Source organism: Aureibaculum luteum (assembly GCF_003449015.1).
Taxonomy (GTDB): domain Bacteria; phylum Bacteroidota; class Bacteroidia; order Flavobacteriales; family Flavobacteriaceae; genus Aureibaculum; species Aureibaculum luteum.
On record NZ_QRGD01000005.1, the window covers coordinates 320,003 to 341,191 of the forward strand.

24 protein-coding genes are annotated in these 21,189 nt (G+C 31.7%); 10 read left to right on the top strand and 14 right to left on the bottom strand.

Annotated features, from left to right (window positions below; genetic code table 11):
* Positions 1-213 precede the first annotated feature (213 nt).
* Positions 214-1,152 (top strand): LysR family transcriptional regulator, encoded by a 939-nt coding sequence (locus tag D3P13_RS13600; protein WP_117883337.1) that lies wholly within the window; start codon positions 214-216, stop codon positions 1,150-1,152.
* A gap of 12 nt (positions 1,153-1,164) precedes the next feature.
* On the opposite strand, the gene D3P13_RS13605 is transcribed toward D3P13_RS13600, so the two are convergent.
* From D3P13_RS13605 to D3P13_RS13620, 4 genes are all read right to left on the bottom strand, one after another.
* Complete coding sequence (locus tag D3P13_RS13605; protein WP_117883462.1) at positions 1,165-1,368, bottom strand: hypothetical protein; 204 nt, start codon at positions 1,366-1,368, stop codon at positions 1,165-1,167.
* A 145-nt stretch (positions 1,369-1,513) separates the two neighbouring features.
* On the bottom strand, positions 1,514-1,783 hold the full coding sequence (locus D3P13_RS13610; RefSeq protein ID WP_117883340.1) for a hypothetical protein: 270 nt from the start codon (positions 1,781-1,783) through the stop codon (positions 1,514-1,516).
* 62 nt (positions 1,784-1,845) lie between these two features.
* Entirely contained in the window at positions 1,846-2,826 is a 981-nt protein-coding gene (locus D3P13_RS13615; RefSeq protein ID WP_117883342.1) for a type I phosphomannose isomerase catalytic subunit, read from the bottom strand.
* A 2-nt stretch (positions 2,827-2,828) separates the two neighbouring features.
* Entirely contained in the window at positions 2,829-3,284 is a 456-nt protein-coding gene (locus D3P13_RS13620) for a peroxiredoxin (RefSeq protein ID WP_117883464.1), read from the bottom strand.
* 132 nt (positions 3,285-3,416) lie between these two features.
* On the opposite strand from D3P13_RS13620, the gene D3P13_RS13625 reads away from it, so the two are divergent.
* Both D3P13_RS13625 and mgrA read left to right on the top strand, forming a co-directional pair.
* Positions 3,417-4,418, top strand: coding sequence for an adenosine deaminase (locus tag D3P13_RS13625; protein WP_198680029.1), 1,002 nt, complete (start codon positions 3,417-3,419; stop codon positions 4,416-4,418).
* Positions 4,408-5,433 carry an L-glyceraldehyde 3-phosphate reductase gene (mgrA, locus tag D3P13_RS13630; protein WP_117883346.1) on the top strand — a complete coding sequence of 342 codons (1,026 nt, stop codon included), beginning with the start codon at positions 4,408-4,410 and terminating at the stop codon, positions 5,431-5,433. The genes D3P13_RS13625 and mgrA overlap by 11 nt, the downstream gene beginning before the upstream one ends.
* A 107-nt stretch (positions 5,434-5,540) precedes the next feature.
* On the opposite strand, the gene rlmH is transcribed toward mgrA, so the two are convergent.
* Positions 5,541-6,014: a 23S rRNA (pseudouridine(1915)-N(3))-methyltransferase RlmH gene (gene rlmH / locus D3P13_RS13635; protein ID WP_117883348.1), complete on the bottom strand. Its 474-nt coding sequence runs from the start codon at positions 6,012-6,014 to the stop codon at positions 5,541-5,543.
* A gap of 152 nt (positions 6,015-6,166) precedes the next feature.
* Between rlmH and nadC the strand changes: the two genes are divergently transcribed.
* Positions 6,167-7,024 carry a carboxylating nicotinate-nucleotide diphosphorylase gene (nadC, locus tag D3P13_RS13640; protein ID WP_117883350.1) on the top strand — a complete coding sequence of 286 codons (858 nt, stop codon included), beginning with the start codon at positions 6,167-6,169 and terminating at the stop codon, positions 7,022-7,024.
* 134 nt (positions 7,025-7,158) lie between these two features.
* A complete protein-coding gene (locus D3P13_RS13645; RefSeq protein WP_117883352.1) occupies positions 7,159-8,796 on the top strand; it encodes a DUF4139 domain-containing protein in 1,638 nt (545 codons plus the stop codon).
* A 44-nt stretch (positions 8,797-8,840) separates the two neighbouring features.
* Here the strand turns inward: D3P13_RS13645 and D3P13_RS13650 are convergent, their stop codons facing one another.
* Positions 8,841-9,518 (bottom strand): protein-L-isoaspartate(D-aspartate) O-methyltransferase, encoded by a 678-nt coding sequence (locus D3P13_RS13650; RefSeq protein WP_232829194.1) that lies wholly within the window; start codon positions 9,516-9,518, stop codon positions 8,841-8,843.
* A 53-nt stretch (positions 9,519-9,571) separates the two neighbouring features.
* On the opposite strand from D3P13_RS13650, the gene D3P13_RS13655 reads away from it, so the two are divergent.
* Together D3P13_RS13655 and D3P13_RS13660 are read left to right on the top strand one after the other, a co-directional pair.
* Positions 9,572-10,531: a Gfo/Idh/MocA family oxidoreductase gene (locus D3P13_RS13655; RefSeq protein ID WP_117883354.1), complete on the top strand. Its 960-nt coding sequence runs from the start codon at positions 9,572-9,574 to the stop codon at positions 10,529-10,531.
* 99 nt (positions 10,532-10,630) lie between these two features.
* Positions 10,631-11,518 carry a 3-hydroxyacyl-CoA dehydrogenase family protein gene (locus tag D3P13_RS13660; protein WP_117883356.1) on the top strand — a complete coding sequence of 296 codons (888 nt, stop codon included), beginning with the start codon at positions 10,631-10,633 and terminating at the stop codon, positions 11,516-11,518.
* Between the two features lie 327 nt (positions 11,519-11,845).
* Here the strand turns inward: D3P13_RS13660 and D3P13_RS13665 are convergent, their stop codons facing one another.
* The 4 genes from D3P13_RS13665 to D3P13_RS13680 form a co-directional block, all read right to left on the bottom strand.
* Complete coding sequence (locus D3P13_RS13665) at positions 11,846-12,958, bottom strand: efflux RND transporter periplasmic adaptor subunit (RefSeq protein WP_117883358.1); 1,113 nt, start codon at positions 12,956-12,958, stop codon at positions 11,846-11,848.
* A 90-nt stretch (positions 12,959-13,048) separates the two neighbouring features.
* The gene (locus D3P13_RS13670; RefSeq protein WP_117883468.1) at positions 13,049-14,290 is read right to left on the bottom strand and encodes an ABC transporter permease; all 1,242 of its coding nucleotides are present in this window, start codon (positions 14,288-14,290) and stop codon (positions 13,049-13,051) included.
* Between the two features lie 2 nt (positions 14,291-14,292).
* A complete protein-coding gene (locus D3P13_RS13675; RefSeq protein ID WP_117883360.1) occupies positions 14,293-15,522 on the bottom strand; it encodes an ABC transporter permease in 1,230 nt (409 codons plus the stop codon).
* 2 nt (positions 15,523-15,524) lie between these two features.
* Positions 15,525-16,217, bottom strand: a complete 693-nt coding sequence (locus D3P13_RS13680; protein ID WP_117883362.1) for an ABC transporter ATP-binding protein — start codon at positions 16,215-16,217, stop codon at positions 15,525-15,527.
* Positions 16,218-16,315: 98 nt separating this feature from the next.
* Here D3P13_RS13680 and D3P13_RS13685 point away from each other — a divergent pair, with 98 nt between their 5' ends.
* Positions 16,316-16,726: a thiol-disulfide oxidoreductase DCC family protein gene (locus tag D3P13_RS13685; RefSeq protein WP_117883364.1), complete on the top strand. Its 411-nt coding sequence runs from the start codon at positions 16,316-16,318 to the stop codon at positions 16,724-16,726.
* A gap of 37 nt (positions 16,727-16,763) precedes the next feature.
* On the opposite strand, the gene D3P13_RS13690 is transcribed toward D3P13_RS13685, so the two are convergent.
* A complete protein-coding gene (locus D3P13_RS13690; RefSeq protein ID WP_117883366.1) occupies positions 16,764-17,615 on the bottom strand; it encodes a sulfurtransferase in 852 nt (283 codons plus the stop codon).
* 59 nt (positions 17,616-17,674) lie between these two features.
* Positions 17,675-18,979, bottom strand: coding sequence for a dicarboxylate/amino acid:cation symporter (locus D3P13_RS13695; RefSeq protein ID WP_117883368.1), 1,305 nt, complete (start codon positions 18,977-18,979; stop codon positions 17,675-17,677).
* Between the two features lie 299 nt (positions 18,980-19,278).
* Here D3P13_RS13695 and D3P13_RS13700 point away from each other — a divergent pair, with 299 nt between their 5' ends.
* Positions 19,279-19,920, top strand: a complete 642-nt coding sequence (locus tag D3P13_RS13700; protein WP_117883370.1) for a DUF937 domain-containing protein — start codon at positions 19,279-19,281, stop codon at positions 19,918-19,920.
* Between the two features lie 100 nt (positions 19,921-20,020).
* The gene (locus D3P13_RS13705) at positions 20,021-20,329 is read left to right on the top strand and encodes a DUF6787 family protein (RefSeq protein ID WP_117883470.1); all 309 of its coding nucleotides are present in this window, start codon (positions 20,021-20,023) and stop codon (positions 20,327-20,329) included.
* Between the two features lie 49 nt (positions 20,330-20,378).
* On the opposite strand, the gene D3P13_RS13710 is transcribed toward D3P13_RS13705, so the two are convergent.
* Complete coding sequence (locus tag D3P13_RS13710; protein WP_117883372.1) at positions 20,379-20,714, bottom strand: DUF2853 family protein; 336 nt, start codon at positions 20,712-20,714, stop codon at positions 20,379-20,381.
* 110 nt (positions 20,715-20,824) lie between these two features.
* Positions 20,825-21,145, bottom strand: a complete 321-nt coding sequence (locus D3P13_RS13715; RefSeq protein WP_117883375.1) for a hypothetical protein — start codon at positions 21,143-21,145, stop codon at positions 20,825-20,827.
* Positions 21,146-21,189: the final 44 nt, after the last annotated feature.

Here is a 21,189-nt window from a genome sequence, read left to right on the forward strand (position 1 = left end):
TAATTTTTGCTTTAAATGCGATTGAGTAATACATCTAAATAACCGCTTTTAAAATATTCAAGAACATATACTTATTCTTATCATTCGCAATATGAGTTTAAATATTTTACCCTTTTAACGCAATACAAATTTATCTTAACTTATTTAATAATTATTATAATAATGATTGATAGTTTTTATATTTTTATAGCCAAAACTTATACATCATTTTAAATGACTATTACTCAACTCACCTACGTCCTTGCTGTTGCAGAACACAAAAATTTCACATTGGCTTCCGAAAAATGTTTTGTAACTCAGCCAACCTTAAGTATGCAAATACAAAAGTTAGAAGATGAGCTAGATGTTATTATTTTCAATCGTAAAAAAAAACCAATTGAACTTACCCCAATTGGTGAGAAAATAATTGAACAGGCCAAGGTTATTGTTAATGAAAGTAATAGAATTACTGATATCGTAGATCAACAAAAAGGATTTATAGGAGGTGAATTCAAATTAGGAATAATACCTACAGTAATGCCAACATTACTTCCATTATTTTTAAAAACATTTTTAAAAAAATACCCTAAAATTAATTTGGTTATTGAAGAATTAACAACAGAAGATATTGTTAAAAAATTATCTGACGGTCATTTAGATGCGGGTATTGCTGCCACTCCGTTAGAAATTGCTTCTATTAAAGAACGACCACTATATTACGAGCCATTTGTAGGCTTTTTAGATAGTAATCATCGCCTTGCTAATGTAACGGAATTATCCGTTGAAGATTTAGATATTGACGATATATTATTGTTAGAAGACGGACATTGTTTTAAAGACAATATTCTTAACTTATGCAATAGTTTGAAAAAAGAAGATCTACATCATTTTAGATTAGAAAGCGGGAGTTTTGATACTTTGATAAAATTGACAAAAGAAGGGTTAGGTATGACACTACTACCCTATTTACAAACCCAGGACTTAAATGAAAATGATAAAAAATTGGTGAAATCTTTTAAAAACCCTACTCCTTCTAGAGAAATAAGTATTATATATCATAAGTCACAATTAAAAATACAATTAATTGATGCCTTAAAAGAAGTAATTGATGGTATAATTAGGGGCGTAATTGCCTTTAATGATGTTAAAATAATAAGTCCACTTAAAAGATAACTAGAATCTGAGCTATCTTTTTGGATTGACAATATTCATACAAACATAAAGTTCAGGCTTATTTACCGTGTACTCTTGTAGCCAAATTTTTAATTCATCAATCTCATAGGGTAATAACCTATTTAAAGCTTTCTCTAATTCTTTACAAAATAATTCCACATTAAAACTCACCTTTTTCAAGACCGTTTTAGTGTATTCAAAAATTGCTCTAGCCATATCGTTAATGGGTTTAATTGATATCATGAATATTCATAGAAATAAATGACATTCACTAATTCATCAACGATAAAGTTAGGCAATTATTTTATCACAATGTGTTAAAATTTTTCTTAAAATTTATAACACATTTAGTGACTATAGATTACAGTTTTTCAATCTTTGCTAAAAGCGTTTCTCCTTTTGTTTGAAGTTCTGATTTTAACGCTTTAAAATGAGCTTTTTTATCATCTACATCTTTGTTGTTTACTTTTACAATCAGTTCATCAAAAGTAGCAATAGCTTCATCTATAATTTTTTCAGCTTTATCTACATTCTTTGGATCGTCTTGTAACATTTGCCACATATAACACTCTTCAATAATATCTGATAAAACGTAATTAATATCTTTCTTTAAGTTTTTTACACTTGCCATAACTTTTATTTTATAATTTCTGCAAATTTAAGATAAAAACCAATAGAATTTGCGTTAAAATTTTATTTTATATAAACCTCTAAAACTTCAGATTTCTCTTCTGATTTAAGAACATATTGAGAAAGACAAGCCGGCATTAATACCGTCTCTCCTTTATTTAATTGAATCTCTTTGTCATCATTATAACAAATTGTTACGTTACCATCTACCGCCATATAAATTACAAATGAGTCTTTAGCTGAATTATCAATTGAAATTTTACCTTCCAATTCAATAATATTCGTTGTAAAATACTGACAATCAACTATATTTATACTTGCATTAACTTCTGACGTGTAGTCTGATTTATACGTGTCAATGGCGGAATAATCTATTGCGTCTAATGCCAATTCCGTATGTAACTCTCTTCCATTTCCTTGATCGTCCTTTCTATCCCAATCATAAATTCTATAAGTAACATCACTTGTTTGTTGAATTTCAGCCAATAAAACCCCAGCACCAATAGCATGAATTCTACCTGTAGGAATAAAATAAACGTCACCTTTTTCAACTTCATCAACATTAAGAATTTCTAGCAATGACTTATTTTCTAAATGTTTTAGATACTCTTCTTTGTTAGAATGTTTTTGAAAACCTACAATTAAATTAGCCGCTTTATCCGCTTGCATTACATACCACATCTCCGTTTTTCCAAAAGAATTATGACGTTTTTTTGCCAACGCATCATTTGGATGTAATTGTATACTTAATGCTTCTTTAGCGTCAATAAATTTTATCAATAACGGAAAATTGTTTCCGAAATTTTTATAAACTTTTTTACCCAGTAAGGTGTCTTTATATTCATTGATAAGAAATTCTAATGATTTACCTTTATATTTACCATTAGCAACTATAGAAACATCACCTTTTACATCTGACAACTCCCAACTTTCACCAATATTTTCTTTATCAGTAACTTTATTTAGGACGCTATTTAGTTTTTTACCTCCCCAAATTCTTTCTTTTAGAATAGGCTCAAATTTTAATGGATATTGTATGCTCATTTTTATATTTCTTTAAGTTTTAATAATGCTTCTGTGATATGTTTTTCAGCTCCAAACTGACTATTAAATATATGAATTATTTTTCCTTTTTTATTTATTATATAAGTGACTCTCCCAGGAATTAAACCTAACATACTCTTTGGTACACCAAAAAGCTTTCTAATTTTATTTTCAGTATCGGCCAATAGTGTAAATGGCAATCGATATTTTTTAGCAAATTTTTTGTGCGATTCAACGTCATCAGAACTGATACCAATTACTTTTACATTTAAATCTGTAAAAGCTTCAAACTCATCTCTAAATTTACAGGCTTCTTTTGTACAACCTGGCGTATCGTCTTTAGGATAAAAATAAATGACCATTGCTTTTTCACCAATAAAATTGGCAACATTAACGTCATTATTATCTTGGTCTTTTAAAGTAAATATTGGAACAGAGTCTCCTACTTTCAATTTCATTTTTTGTGGATAAATGTATTGGATTACAAACAACAGCAATACAATAAAAATGATGCCGACAATAATCTTTTTTAACATATTACAAATATCGTTATTTTAAGGTAAATATTAAAATTTGTTTTAACTTTGATTATGATTAATTATATAAATAAACTACCCAAAGCAGAGTTACATTTGCATATTGAAGGAACGCTAGAACCTGAATTATTATTTACGTTAGCAGAGCGAAATAACATTAAACTAAAATACGACACCGTTGAACAATTAAAATTGGCATATCAATTTGATTGTTTACAAGATTTTTTAGATATCTATTATCAAGGAGCGTCTGTTCTTATAACTGAACAAGATTTTTACGATTTAACCTATAGTTATCTTCAAAAGTGTGCTGACCAAAATATTAGGCACACCGAAATAATGTTTGATCCGCAAACCCATACAGAACGAGGTATTGCTTTTAAAACCGTTATTAATGGAATTTCAAAGGCCTGTATTGACGCTAAAGAAAAACTAAACGTTTCGTCGTTATTAATAATGAGTTACTTGAGACATTTATCTGAAGAGGATGCTTTTAAAACGCTGGAACAATCGCTACCTTTTAAACGCTTAATTACCGCTGTGGGCTTAGACTCTTCTGAAAAAGGTAATCCGCCTTCAAAATTCAAAAGTGTATTTGAAGCTTCAATTAAAGAAGGATATATTCCGCTGGCTCATGCCGGAGAAGAAGGTCCTCCCGAATATATTTGGGAAGCACTCAATGTGTTAAAAATTAAAAGGATAGATCATGGTAACAATTGTTTACAAGATCAGCTTTTAATTGATGAAATTATAAAACGAGATATGGCTTTAACAGTTTGTCCACTTTCAAATACAGCGTTACAGGTTGTGGATGATTTAAAAAACCATCCCCTAAAAAAAATGATGGAATTAGGATTAAAAGTAACCTTAAATTCTGACGATCCTGCTTATTTCGGAGGACAACTCAATCAGAATTTTATTGATGTTCAAAAAGCTCTAAACTTAACGAAAGAGGATTTATATGAATTGGCTAAAAATTCATTTCAATATTCATTATTAAGCGATAATGAGAAGCAAATACACCTTAACGAATTAGAAAAATATTATGCAAATTAACGATAAATCAGGTATTACAGAATATATGGCATCTTCTAAGAGATATGATACCATGAAATATAATAGATGTGGTAAAAGTGGTTTACTTTTACCTGCTATTTCATTGGGTTTGTGGCATAATTTTGGTGAAGTTGACAATATGTTTAACGCCAGAAATATTTTACGCACCGCTTTTGATCTGGGCATTACCCATTACGATTTAGCCAATAATTATGGACCTCCTTTTGGTTCTGCTGAAGAAACATTTGGACTCCTTTTTAAAAAAGATTTTAAACAATATAGAGACGAACTAATTATCAGTACCAAAGCGGGTTACGATATGTGGCCCGGCCCATATGGCAATTTAGGATCTCGTAAATACTTAATTGCTAGTATTGATCAAAGTTTAAAAAGATTAGGCTTAGATTATGTCGATATTTTTTACCACCACAGACCAGATCCAGATACTCCTCTTGAAGAATCAATGGTTGCCCTATCGGATATTGTTAGACAAGGAAAAGCATTGTATGTAGGAATTTCAAATTATGAACCAAAAGAAACGGCTGAAGCTGCAAAAATTCTAAAAGAATTGAAAGTCCCCTTTGTACTGCATCAAGCTCGGTATTCTTTATTTGACCGTTGGGTAGAAGATGGTCTATTAAAAACGTTGGAAGATAATGGCGTGGGTTGCATTGCTTTTTCACCCTTAGCCCAAGGAATGCTAACGGATAAATATTTAAAAGGTATTCCTAAAGATTCACGTGCTGGGAAGAACTTTACCTATTTAAATGAAGAGCAGGTTCAAAACAATATCAATAAAATTCAAGAATTGAATGAAATAGCCAAAAATCGTGGGCAAAAACTTTCTCAAATGGCAATCGGTTGGTTATTGGCTCAACAAAGTATAACTTCTGTTTTGGTAGGTGCTAGTTCATCTGATCAATTAAAGGAAAATGTAAAAGCACTAGAAAACTTGACATTTTCAAACAAAGAATTAGAATTGATTGAAGATGTTTTGAGATTTTCGGCAACTTAACACCACCCCACCTTTAATAATTTAACCAATTATAAAACAGGATTTGGACACCCCTTCTAAAAAAAGGAGGGGAATTAAGTTTTACATTAATATGGATAGCTAAGAATTCACTCATGGTGATAAGGTTCATTTTTTAATATGGTAAACGCTCTATACAATTGCTCTACCACAAATAATCGAATCATTTGATGCGAAAAGGTCATTTTTGACAATGCTATTTTTCCTTGTGCTTTTTGATAAACTGCATCTGAAAATCCGTAGGGTCCACCAATAACCAGTACCAATTGTTTGATACCAGAATTCATTTTCTTTTGCAAAAATTTAGAGAACTGTATCGATCTAAATTCCTGCCCTTTTTCATCAAATAAAACCAATACATCCGTTGGAGATAACTGTTGTAAAATTAGCTCTCCTTCCTTTTCTTTTTGTTGATTTTCTGTTAGATTTTTTACCTTTTTAATATCAGGAATAATTTCTAAATCAAAATTAATATAATGCTTTAACCGCTTTTGATACATCGTAATTAAGGCTATTAAATTTTTATCATCGGTTTTACCAATGGCAAGCAATTTTATTTTCATTTTATCAATATTAATTTAGGAACTTAAAAAACCAACATATTAATAGTTTATTGCAGAAAAATTGAATCGTACCTCAATTTTTCATCAAAATACCTTTCTGAACTTTAATTAGGTAAATATAATCGTTATTTTTACCTCACAAAAATTTGAATATGATAACCGAACAACAATTTAGTACAGAATTAGACCTTATTATAACTAATGCCATTAGAGAAGATGTAGGTGATGGCGACCATAGTTCATTGGCTTGTATTCCATTCAGTGCTAAAGGAAAGGCAAAATTACTAGTAAAAGATGAAGGCGTTATTGCAGGAGTTGAATTTGCTAAAATGGTATTTAATTATGTAGATCCTAATTTAAAAGTTGAAACGTTAATTGAAGATGGCAGTCAGGTAAAATATGGAGATATTGTTTTTTATGTGCAAGGCAGCTCGCAATCCATTTTAAAAGCAGAACGTTTGGTTTTAAATGCCATGCAGCGAATGAGTGCTATTGCTACCAAAACGAAATCATTTGCAGATTTATTGGAAGGTACAAAAACTAAGATTTTAGATACGAGAAAAACGACACCAGGTATTAGAGCTCTTGAAAAATGGGCGGTAAAAATTGGTGGGGGCGAAAATCATAGGTTTGCCTTGTATGATATGATTATGCTTAAAGACAACCATATTGATTTTGCTGGTGGACTTACCAAAGCTATCAATAAAACCAAAAAATATTTAAAAGACACCAACCGTGACTTAAAAATTATTGTAGAAGCTAGAAATCTTCAAGAAATTGAAGAGATATTAGAATCTGATGGTGTGTATCGTATTTTAATTGATAATTTTAATTACGACGATACTCGAAAAGCGGTTGCCTTAATTGGGGATAAATGTTTAACCGAATCTTCTGGTGGTATTAATGAAAACACCTTACGTAATTATGCAGAATGCGGCGTAGATTATATTTCTTCTGGTGCACTTACCCACTCCGTATATAATATGGATTTAAGCTTGAAGGCGGTATAAATTAAATGGCAATCAAATTTATCAAATCCACTTTACAAAGTCATTGAGGTAGTTTACTCAACCAAAAGGCACATTCACTAAAAGTCAATTAATCAATACATTTTTAGCACTTAAATTTATATAAAAAAAGCACTATGAGACACATTTTTATCACAGTATTTATGCTAGCTAGTATAACTATCTTTTCGCAAAACCTAGTTAGTTCAAAAATTAATACAGTAAAAGTTTATAAGAAAAATGCTGAAATTCAAAGAGAAACCTCGGCCAATTTAATTTCAGGAAATCAAGAAATTGTTTTAACCAATATTTCACCATATATAAACCCGAATAGCTTACAAGTTCAATTAACTAATGGAAATGATGTAACCCTACTCTCTGCCAAATACCAACGAAATTATTTGATTGAGAAAAAAGATAATCCAGAAATTGAACAACTTAAAATAACGCTAGAAACTAAAAGAGATGAACTTTTATGGATTAACGACCAAAGAGCCATTTATAAAGGAATGGAAGAAATATTGAGTGCAAATAAAGATTTAGGTGGAGCCAATACTTCATTTACACCAACGCAAGTAATAAACCTTGTGAATTCATATAAAGACAAACAATTAGAAATAAAAAAAGAATTAATTAAGTTAAAGAAACAAGAGTTAGTTATAAATAAAGAATATACACAAACACAAAACCAGTTAAATGAACTAAATAGTGCAAGTAACAACAGCCCTACTGGTAATATTGTCTTACAACTTACTTCTAAAAAAGCGACCAACACAAAAATAAAATTTACTTATATCGTTAGTAATGCAGGTTGGACTCCCTTATACGATTTACGTTCAAACGGAATTGAAAACAATGTCCAATTAAAATACAAAGCCAATGTATTTCAAAGCACAAACATTGACTGGAAAGATGCTGATCTTACCATATCTACTGGAAACCCAGTGCAAAACAACGATAGACCAATATTAAGTCCCTTGTACGCCAGTGTTTATGTACCTGCACCACCAATGAGGTATAATGAACAAGACGAAATTGCCGTCGAAGAAATAGTTGCTTCACCAATAGAGGGGCAAATGAACATGTTGTCAAAGTCAAGTTCAAAAAGAATAGAAGAAAAATTTGATGATGGCTACAACTACAACACACAAGTTGATGAAAATCAATTAAGTACAGAGTTTAAAATTCAAAACAAACAAACTATTAAAAGTGATGGTAAAGAACAAATTTTACCTCTAGAATCCTATGAGCTAGACACAGAATATGTTTATCATACCGTTCCTAAAAAAGATAAAGGTGTTTATTTACTAGCCAAAATAAGTAATTGGAGTAAATACAATCTTGTTTCTGGTACGGCAAATCTATTTTTTGAAGGTGCCTATGTAGGTAAATCTTACATCAATACCAATATTACTTCAGAAGAATTATTTCTCTCATTAGGGAGAGATAACAATATTAATGTAAGCAGAGAGTCTTTACAAGAATACACTTCTTCTAAATTTGTTGGTAGTAATACAAAAGAAACTTTCGGGTATGAAATTACTGTCAAAAACAAAAAGAACATTAAGATAGATTTAGAAATTCTAGATCAAATACCAGTATCAAGAAATAAAAGTATTGAAGTTGAACTTTTAGAAAAAAGCAATGCTGAATTTGATAATGAAATTGGAAAACTGTTATGGAAGCTAACTTTAAATCCAGGAGCGTCAAAAACGGTAAAGCTAAATTATTCCGTAAAATATCCTAAGAAAGAAACCGTAACTGGTATTAAATAATATAAAAAGCCCATCCCTACCTTTCTTAAGAGTTAGGGCTGGCTTTATTTTGCACTCTCCTTCAACATGGGTACAAACCTAAAATCTCCAAACTCGTGTTTTTCAAATTCTTTTTCGCTTTTGCGAATAAACAAAGTCATAACTTGTACATCATCACCAACAGGAATAACTAACCTACCTCCTATTTTTAATTGACTTAATAGTGGTTTTGGCACAAAAGGAGCACCAGCGGTAACAATAATTTTATCAAAAGGAGCAAATTCAGGCCAACCTTTATAACCATCGCCATATTTTAACTTTTTAGCAACATAACCTACTTTAGGTAAGAACTTTTTAGTTTTTTCAAACAGCTCTTTTTGTCGTTCGATACTATATACTTCGGCTTTCAAATCTACTAAAACGGCAGTTTGATAACCAGAACCCGTACCTATCTCTAACACTTTGTCTTTTGGCTCTATTTGCAACAGTTCCGTTTGAAATGCGACGGTATAGGGTTGTGAAATGGTTTGATCTGCTGCTATTGGAAATGCTTTATCCTGATAAGCAAAATCAATAAACCCAGAATCCATAAATAGATGTCTCGGAATTTTTGATATCGCATCAAGCACATTTTTATCTTTTATGCCTTTACTTTTAACAGTTTTAACTAACTGGTTACGAAGTCCTTTGTGTTTGGGGTTGTCTTGCCTCATAATTTTACCAAAGTAAATAAATATTCTCATAAAAAAACAATTAAAAAAGTGTTATTTACTACCTTTGTTTAAAATCTTAATTTATGCTTAAAGTTGGTGTGTTAGGTGCGGGGCATCTTGGTAAAATTCATTTAAAATTATTACAAGAATCAAAAGAATATGATTTGGTCGGGTTTTACGACGCTGACATTGAAAATGCAACGAATGTTTCCAAAGAATTTGGATATAAATTTTTCCCTACAGTAAGCGAATTGATTGATGCTGTTGAAGTAGTTGATATTGTAACCCCTACACTTTCTCATTTTAATTGTGCGGAAGAAGCGATTACCAAAGGCAAGCATATCTTTATTGAAAAACCCATTACGCACTCTGTGCCAGAAGCGGAAGCTATTAGAACCTTGGCAAGTAAATATCATGTAAAAGGGCAAGTTGGACATGTAGAACGCTTTAATCCCGCTTTTACTGCTGTAAAAGATTCGATTAACAATCCAATGTTTATAGAAGCACATCGGTTAGCCGAATTTAATCCACGCGGAACGGATGTTCCTGTTGTTTTAGATTTAATGATCCATGATATTGATATTATATTAAGTGTGGTGGACTCAGAAGTTAAAAATGTATATGCAAGTGGTGTTTCAGTTATTAGTGAAACACCAGATATTGCGAATGCTCGAATTGAATTTGAAAACGGTTGTGTTGCCAATTTAACGGCAAGTAGAATTTCCTTAAAAAATATGCGTAAAGCACGATTTTTTCAAAAAGACGCCTATATTTCTGTCGATTTTTTAGAAAAGAAAAGCGAAGTGGTTCGAATGAAAGATGTGCCTGAAAATCCAGATGAATTTGCTATGATTCTTCAAAATGCTGAAGGTGTTAAGAAACAGATTTATTTTGAAAATCCCGATGTTGAACCAAACAACGCTATTTTAGATGAATTAGAAACCTTCGCAAAAGCAATTTGTAACGATACAAGACCAGTTGTAAGTTTAGGACAAGGTGCGAAAGCATTACGTGTGGCACAAATGATCATTGATAGTTTTTAATTTATTATACGTACAACTTAAGTATCCTGTCTCAGTATATGTAATTTTCAATAACATTGCGTTACATTATAAAACAAATCAAAAATTAAACAATTTTCTATGAAAAATATAGCTGTTATTGGAGCCGGAACTATGGGTAACGGTATTGCACATACTTTTGCTCAATTTGGTTATAAAGTACATTTAGTTGATATCTCTCAAAATTCTCTAGATAAAGGAATAGCAACAGTTACTAGAAATTTAGATAGAATGTTGGCCAAGGAGAAAATAAGCAATGAAGACAAACTGCAAACGTTAGCGAATATTAAAACGTTTACTTCAATAAAAGAAGGCGTTGAACATTGCGATTTAGTTATTGAAGCCGCAACTGAAAATGTCGATTTAAAATTGAATATTTTTAAAGAATTAGATGCTATTTGTAATGTAGAAACGATATTGGCAACAAATACCTCATCTATTTCCATTACTAAAATTGCGTCTGTTACTAACAGACCGGATAAAGTAATTGGTATGCACTTTATGAATCCTGTTCCAATCATGAAATTGATTGAAGTTATTCGAGGGTACTCAACTTCTGATGAAGTAACCAAAACCATTATGGCTCTTTCTGAAAAGCTTAATAAAGTGCCTGTTGAAGTTAACGATTATCCAGGGTTCATTGCCAATCGAATTTTAATGCCCATGTTAAATGAAGCTATCTATTCTCTATACGAAGGTGTGGCTGGTGTTTATGAAATTGACACTGTAATGAAGTTAGGAATGGCTCATCCAATGGGTCCATTACAATTAGCTGATTTTATTGGTTTAGATGTTTGTTTATCGATTCTAAAAGTACTTCAAGACGGCTTTGGAAACCCAAAATATGCTCCATGTCCTTTATTAGTTAATATGGTTACTGCGGGTAAATTAGGCGTAAAATCTGGTGAAGGTTTTTATGATTATTCTGAAAGTAGAAAGGCTGAAAAAATTGCAAAGCAGTTTTTGTAATTCATATCCTCAAAAACAAAAAAGGGCTTACTATTGCAACTCCTCCACGTAATTTTAAGGATGATGCAACGAGAACTATAGGTTAATTAAAGTTTGAGTAGAAGACGGAAAGTCTAACTACATAAAAGAACTATCTCGCCATTTAAAAATTTCAAATAAATTTATATATCCTTCTTTTTTAGGGAAGGGCATTATTTTTTTTCAAAAAAATGAAATAAAAAACCTCCATTTAATAAAAAATGGAGGCCCGTTAACTAATACTATTTGAGTTAGCAATGAACTAACCTTTTCTTTTAGGTTTTAACCTTAAAATTAAGCTCAGATCAATTAGTTATTTTCATTATCATCATCTAATTTTTTTGAAACTTTATTCCATACTTTAATAGCATCATCTTTAGTTACTCCACTGATTATTTCGACATTTATACCATCTGAAATACCAATTTCAATATCCTTTCTCTCATATGTATCATCACCCGTTTTCACTTCAACATATGGTTTTTCAGTTTTTCTGTCAAATTGTAATAAAGCTTCCTTTATAGATAATACACTATCTTTCTTTTCCAAAACGATATCGGCATTTGCACTATACCCAGCTCTTACAAAATAATCGTCATCTAAAGAAACATCTGCCTTAATTTTAAACTGAACAGCACCATTTTCTTCTGTTCCCTTAGGAGCAATAAACGTTAACTTCGCAGGAAACTTCTTTTTATCAATAGCTCCTAAAACTACTTCAATATCAGAATTTTCTTTAAGCTTACCTACCTGAGCTTCATCTACTTGACCTTCGAAGATCATCTTATTCATATCTGCGATAAAAGCGATCGTAGTACCCGCATTAAAGTTGTTGGTTTCAATAACTTGATACCCTTCTTTTACAGGAATTTCTAAGATCATACCAGAAGTTGTAGCTCTAATATTTGTATTGGCCGTTCCACCTGAACCAGCAGAACCCTTTTTGATAATTTGATAATCATTTTGAGCATTTTGTAAATCTTGTTTCGCTTGACTATAAGCCAATTCAATATTTTCAAAATCTGCACGAGAAATTACACCTTTATCAAATAAACCTTTATTTCTGTCATAAGAAATTTTTGCATTATTCAATTGAATTTGGATGCTCCCTATACGACCTCTCGCATTACTTAACGACTGCTCATTTGGCACCACTCTTACTGTAGCTATAAGATCACCTTTTTTAATTTTAGCCCCTTCTTCAACAAATATTTTATCAATAATACCTGAAATTTGAGGTTTTATTTCAACTTCTTCAACGGGCACAACTTTTCCAGTCGCTACTGCTTTTCTTTCAATAGTTGCTTTAAAAGGTTTTTCTGTTTCATAATCTACAGCCGGTTTGCTATTCATTTTACCGAACCATATTAAAACTAACACAAATGCTGCTGCGATTATACCAAATATGATTTTTTTCTTCATTTTAAATTTATTTTCAGTTGATTGATTTTTATTCTCTTATTGTTATTTTTTACTCTTTTTTACCTGCTACTGACTTACTTCCTACTAAATTTACTCCTCTCTCAAGGCTTCAATTGGTCTAATACTAACCGCTCTTTGAGCAGGTATCAAACCTATCAATGTACCCAAGGTTACCAATGTAATAAAGGCAATCATAATTACTGGTATATCTACAGTTGGATTGACTAACGTTGCATCATCACCTTGACCCCAAGCAGCATTAATTAACATTAGAATTAATCCTCCAAAAATAATTCCTAATACACCTGCTATGGTTGTTAAGAATATGGATTCTAATATAATTTGCCTCCTAATTTCACTAGGTTTCGCTCCTAAAGCTCTCCTTATTCCAATTTCATTGGTTCGTTCTTTAACAGTAATCAAGAGTATATTACCAATAGCAAATACACCTGCAATTAAAGTAGCTATACCTACAAACCATGTTAAAAATTGCATTCCTATTAAAAAACCAGTAACTTTCGCTATTTGATCTGCCATATTAAAACTACCAAATGCCCGTTCATCTTCTGGATGTATACTGTGTATATTTCTTAGCATGAGTTTAATGTCCTCTTCCATTTGTCTGATTTCAAAACCCTCACTACCTGTTACCATTAACCAGCCAATATTATCTGCCTGGTTATAAATTTGTTGAAATGTTGTAAATGGTATATGAATTCCGCCTTGAGGGCCACCCATCCGCATCTTATTTTTATACAAGCCTACCACTTGATAACTGATTTCATTAATAGTAATATATGTTCCTATTGGGTTTACCCCTTTATCAAACAATTGTTTGTACGTGTCATTTTCAATGACGCAAACCTTTTTATTCTTTTCAATATCATTATCATTAATAAATCTTCCAAAAACCATGTGTTTTTTTTGTAAAACATCAAGCAAGGGATAATCACCAAAAACTCCTGTTGTCAAGGTTTTTGTTTCATTAACTACCAATCCATTAGAAATATTTCTTGGTAAAATGTATTCGATACCTTTTATCTCTGATTCTATTTTCCCAACATCAGAACGCTTAAGTTGTACCTGTTTGCCTTCTTGAAACCCCTTAAAAGGCATACTGGTTTGTTGCCCCCAAATGAATACACTGTTAGTGGCAAAATCTCCAAAAATAGTATCAAATTTATTGCCCATACCTCTTGCGGCACCTAACAATACTACTAATAAAAATATACCCCACATTACCCCAATAATAGTAATACCCGTACGTAATTTATTCTTACGTATGCTACCGTATATTTCTTGCCAAGTATCTCTATCAAATAAAAACTTTATCATTAGTTATCGTTTAATGCGTCTATAGGTTTAATACGTGCAGCTCTTTTTGCAGGTAAATACCCTGCTATGGTTCCTGCTATTATTAAAGTGATAGTCGCCCCAATTACAACCCCAGTATTAACACTTGGATTGGTTATAAAATATTTTTCTAAACTTTCACCAATTAGTTTTAAAACACCAGTACCAATTAGCAATCCTACATATCCTGCAATAGCAGTAATTAATATAGACTCCATCAATATCATGCTTATTATAGACCCCGGAGTTGCCCCTAGTGCTTTTCTGATTCCCAATTCCTTGGTACGCTCTCTTACTATATACACCATAATATTACTAATACCTATTATACCTGCTATAAGTGTACCTATACCAATAAAAAGGATTATTACATTCAATACTAACATCATCATAGAAACTTGTTTATTCCCTTCTGCATAATTGTACAACCCAATGGCACTCTGATCTCTAGGTGATACATCGTGCTTATCTTTAAGAGCATTCTTTAATTTATTTCCGAAAGCAATTGCTTGATCAACGTTTAAATTGGGGTTATAAGTAAGGCCAACATCACCAATTTTATCTGTATTACCATATAACCTTTGTATGGTTGTAAAGGGAGCATAAATATATCTTTCATCATTGGAACCTCCTGGATCAGAAAAAGTACCAATTACTTTATATGAAATACCTCCTAAATTAATATCTTTACCCAACCCACTTAATTGTCCAAATAGATCTTTTTCAACCAATCTGCCAATAGCCACTACTTTTTTTCGCTGTTGTAAATCTAACATCGTTAAAAACCTTCCACTTTCAACTTCGGCCGATTCTAATTGCTGATAACTAGGATATACCGCTCTTAAGGTATAATTATTTTGTTCTCCTTTATATACTGCTTGAACTTGTTGTTGTATTCTTGGACTAATTGTATTGACATTATTATCAAACTTATCTAAGATAAAATCAATATCACTATTTTCTAATTGAATTTGTCTTCCACTTTGAAGTCCCTTATAGGGTTTAGTAGTCTTATTAGCCCAAATATAAATTGAAAGCATAGAGTCACCGGCAAATTCACGTTTAAATGTATTTTGCAATCCGTTCCCTATACCAAAAAGAATAGTAAATAATAAGATAGCAAATGCAATGGTAAACCCCGACAGTAATGTCCGTAGTTTATTCTTATTAATAGATTGAAAAATTTCTCGCCAACGATCTAAGTCAAACATATCTAAGCTTTTACTTTCTGATTAACTTTTTCATCACTTATAATTACACCATCTTTTAACCTAACGATACGTTTTGTTTGTTCAGCAACTTCTTCCTCATGTGTAATTACAAAAACGGTCATACCTTCGTTGTTAATGTCTTTTAATAAATCCATCACTGAGTCTGTAGTTGTTGAATCTAATGCTCCTGTTGGCTCATCAGCTAGAACCACTTTGGGTTTTGTAACCAGAGCTCTGGCAATAGCTACACGTTGTTTTTGCCCCCCAGACAACTCACTTGGTAAATGATTTGCCCATGCACCTAACTCTACCTTCTCTAAGTACTCCATGGCAATTTTTTGACGTTCTTTTCTACCAACACCAGCATAATATAATGGCATTGATACATTTTCTAACGCCGTTTTATAATTGATTAAATTAAAGGATTGAAAAACAAATCCTAAAAATTTATTACGTAAAACAGCGGCTTTCTTTTCATTCAAATTTTCAATTAGCTCTCCATCCAAAATATACTCTCCTTCATCATGAACATCTAATAGGCCTACAATATTTAACAACGTTGATTTACCAGAGCCAGAAGACCCCATAATAGACACAAACTCTCCTTCTTCAATTTTTAAATTAAGTCCTTTCAATACATGTAGTGATTCTTTACCCATTGGGTAAGATTTATGAAGATTTTTTATTTCGATCATTATGGTTAATTTTTATACTAAATTAAGAAATGTGTACGGTATTTTATACTCTTATTACTTTTAAAGACGAATCGATAATCATTTTGTAACTTTACTTGATGATAAATTTAAATAACAAATCAATTATTCTATTTGATGGCGTTTGTAACCTCTGTAATAGCTCGGTTCAATTTATCATTACTAGAGACAAAAATAATCATTTTATATTTGCTTCTTTACAATCAGACGCCGCCCAAGATATTTTGTTACACTTTAAAAAGAATAATTCTGATTTTGATTCGATTATTTTAATAGACAATGGTAAAATACACGACAAATCATCAGCTATCCTTAAGGTTTCCAGAAAGTTAGGTGGATTATGGAAATATAGTTATGTATTTATAATAGTTCCCAAATTTATCAGAGATTTTTTTTACACACTTATTGCTCAGAACCGATATAAATGGTTTGGAAAAAAAGACAGTTGTATGATTCCAACAAAAGAGCTAAAAGAAAGGTTTTTAATGTAATAGGATAAGTTTTACACGAACTAAGATATACTTATAATCAATCAGATTCAATAGGTAATTGATGTAAACTCCCCCACTCCGTCCATGAACCATCGTATACGGTTAAGTTTTCATAACCAGCAACTTCTGCTCCGAGTGCTAAAATACAAGCTGTAATTCCAGAGCCACACGAAAAGATTAATTCGGACTCACTATTAATTAAATTATCAAATTTTTGAATTAATTCCGTTTGGGATATTAATTTACCATCATTAATAAGTTCCGTAAAAGGTAAGTTTTTTGAATTCGGAATATGACCACTTCGCAATCCCTCCCTAGGTTCAGGACTTGTACCTTTAAACCTGTTCGAAGAACGAGCATCTAAAATTATTTTTTCACTATCCGACAGTACTTCCAACACCTTTTTATAATCGTAAAAAGCTCTTGATTTATAGCTGGATTTAAAATTGCCGAGTGCTCCATCATATTCCTTAAGTGCTTCACTAGGGTAACTTGCTTTTTTCCATTCAGGTAACCCTCCATTTAATACGGCAACATTGTTAAACCCCATGGCTTTGAACAACCACCACGCTCGTGGACTTGAATACACACCATGTCTATCATAGATCACAATAGCATCATCATGGTTTATTCCTAATTTACGAACTTCTAGTTCAAAAACATCGGGTGTTACCGCGGTATTTGGGAAAAGTGCTGAGTTATCAGAAAATATGTTTTTTATATCAAAAAAAAGAGCGTTGCTAATACCTTCAATTTTACTTGATGCTGATTGCTGTTGTCCAACTTTAGGAAGGGTAGCATCTAAAATTATCAAATTTGGTGCAGACTTATTTTCATAAAGCCATTCAACTGAAACGAGTGGTTTATTTATTTTTAATGGCGTACTCATACTTTTAATGTTACTATTATAAACTGTAAAAAACTACCCTTAGTTACCCAATACTTCATTTATTTCTTTTTATAATCGTCATTCCATTCTTTAACATGAGGATCACCTAACTTGTCGACCGATTTAGCAACAACCATAGCGACAGTAGCATCGCCCGTAACATTTACAATAGTTCTACACATATCTAAAGGTCTATCAACAGCAAAAATTAATGCCAATCCAGCTTCAGGTATTCCCGCTTGAGCCAATACAATAACAAGCATAACCATTCCTGCACCAGGAACAGCAGCACTTCCTATTGAAGCTAATGTCGCGGTAGCCACAATACCCAACTGTGTACCAAAACTTAAATCCATACCAAAAGCCTGAGCAATAAAAACGGCAGCCACTGCTTGATATAAACTAGTACCATCCATATTAATAGTGGCTCCTATGGGTAAAACAAAACTAGCCACCTCTTCTTCAACTCCTATATGTTCAGTAACACGCTCCATAGTAACCGGTAAGGTTGCAGCACTCGAACTTGTTGAAAATGCTAATAATTGAGCGGGTGCCATATTTTCCATAAAAGATTTCGGACTTCTTTTAGTATACATATACATTATAATATTATATACTACTATCATTAAAGCCAAACCTACAATTACAGTTATAGCATACCAGCCTAAGGCTTTGAATAAATCTAGGCTAGGTGATTCCACCACCAAAGCCGCCAACAATGCAAACACACCATAAGGAGCTGCTAACATAATCAAATCAATCATTTTGAGAATAACCTCATTAAAACCATCGAAGAATTTTTTTACAGGTGTTGCTGTTTTCTCTGGTATTAAAATCATTCCAATTCCAAAAAAGATAGCGAAAAATATCACTTGTAGCATACTGCCATTATCCGTTGCTGCTTTAAAAATATTTGATGGAATTAAATCTTCAAGAGCTTGTAACGGACCGCTTTCTTTTTGTAGATCTGCATTTGCTTTAATTTTCGCAGCATCACCACCATAACTATCCACCATCTCCATCCTCGTCTCTTCCGTGATTGAGCTACCTGGTTTAATTAAATTCACCAACACAAGCCCTATAGTAACTGCAATTACTGTTGTTATTATATAGATTCCAATGGTTCTACCTCCCATTTTAGAAAGTTTGGAAATATCTTTCAGATCTGAAACACCTTTAATTAAGGATCCTAAAATTAATGGTACCGCTATTAATTTTAAGGAATTAATAAACATATTCCCAAAAGGTTTTACCCAATTTTCAACCAGATCTCCACCTCCTTCAAAATTCGTCATTCCCCATCCAAAGGCAACCCCTAAAATCATTCCTATTAATATTTGCCAGTGCAATGCTATTTTTTTCATACAATTGAGTCTTTGTTATAAATGAAATTAAAATTGAGAACCTATCAAAACACGCTGCCCTCTCATTAAAAAATTTTAATACTATTCTAAATAAACAGAAATATCAAGAATTCATTAATGCAATTTCATTCGCCTTGGGTTTAAAATTTTCTGAAAGATATAAAAAAAGATATTAATTTTATAAAATACTTGATGTGGCTTTTAATTGAACCTGAAAAACACAATTTAGCCGTTTTTATTATCATCAAATAATAAATTGTATATTGTAACACAATTTTTAATAACCAATTAAACAAAAAATGGCAAATTTATTAGATTTATTAAATAGTGATTTAGGAAAAACTTTAATCAATGGAGCTAGTCAACAATTAGGCCAAGACAAAGCAAAAACAACTTCAGCATTGAGTGCTGCATTACCATTGATTTTAGGAGCAATGAAAAATAATGCAAAAACTCCTGAAGGAGCATCAGGCCTGTTAAGTGCATTAAACAATGATAAACACAGTGGTGGTATATTAGATAATTTAGGCAGCATACTAGGTGGTGGTGGAATTGATGATGATGTATTAAATGATGGTGCAGGAATTTTAGGTCACGTATTTGGAGGAAAAGAACAAAATGTAGCTGGTGCAGTAAGCAAATCAAGTGGTTTGGATATGGGTTCGGCTATGCAAATATTAAAAGTAGCTGCACCATTTATTATGGGAGCATTAGGTAAACAATCTCGTCAACAAGGAGTTACAAGTACAAGCGGTTTAGGTGATTTACTTGGTGGAATGTTAGGTGGTGATGATAGCCCTGAAGAACAAAGCATGATTACCCGTTTGTTAGATGCTGATGGTGATGGAAGTGTAATTGATGATGTTGCAGGAATGATTTTAGGTAGTGGAAGTAAAAAAAGTGGTGGAATAGGCAGTATTTTAGGCGGTTTATTCAAATAAGTTTTTACAATTTTATAATTAAAGGTTGGGCATTGCTCAACCTTTTTTTTGTGCATATTTTTCTTTTTTTATTGCAGATCTAAATTGTAATTTTGCACTCATGTTTGAAAAACTAAAAAAACGTTGGAATTTGACTTCTAACCTACAAGTAATTGCCATATTAGTTGTATTCTCAATAACAGGTTATACCTCGCTAATAATTGCGAAACCCATTTTGGAATTTGTAGGTCTACCTCAAGCAACTACAAATCCATGGATTTATAGACCATTACGTATACTACTTGTATTTCCATTTTACCAAGTACTGATATTAATTTATGGATGGTTATTCGGGCAGTTTGAATTTTTCTGGAATTTTGAAAAGAAAATGTTAAGTAGATTAGGATTCAAACGATTTATTAAACCATAAAAAAAGAGCTACTAAAAAGTAACTCTTTGGTATTTAGTGTGTTTTAAAACTATTTTCCCAATTCTTTTTGAACCATATAGTAAAAAGCAACTCTATTTTTTTGTTTGATACCAGACATTTTTTCTGCTACTTTCTTAATTGCTGCTTCTCCCTTTCCCTTATCGTCAACACCCAATTTTTTTACAACAAAATTCTTTCTTACCGTTTCCAATTCTTTTGGATCCGTACCCGATACTAAAATAGCATCTTTATTACTTACTATTAATCTCATTCTACTTACTAAATCATCTACTAATGCGGTGTCAATTTTTGACACGCCTGATTCTTTTAATTGAGACTCTGCTTTCTCTTTTAATTTAGCTAATTTTTCTGCTAATTCACTCATGATACATGTTTTTTGGTTATTAAATTGTTTTTTGTTAAAACAAAACTAAATTGCACTTTACAATTCGTTTACTAAGTTAAAAAAAATTATGTTAATTAAATAATAAATCTTTAAACATTACCTTTTTTAATTACATATTTGTAAACCCAGGTTAATGTAAATGTTGGAATAAAATCTAAGCCTGGTACTATTTCTTCTATAAAAGAAACCATCCCTCCAATTTTCCCTACAGCTCCTTTATACATCTTAAAAACTAATAGTGCTGATATTGGAGCCCATATAACGTCGCTAAATTCTCCTATTCCTGGAATAGCAAATGAGAGCATACCTACTGCGTCAAATAAAATACTTAATGCTAATAATCCAAACTTGCTTGTTGGATTACTACTTTGAGTTATTGGTTCTATAATTTCTGGTTCTATGGTATTCATGTTTATCTTTATTTACTAGTAGTATAGCAATAAAAATGCCAAAA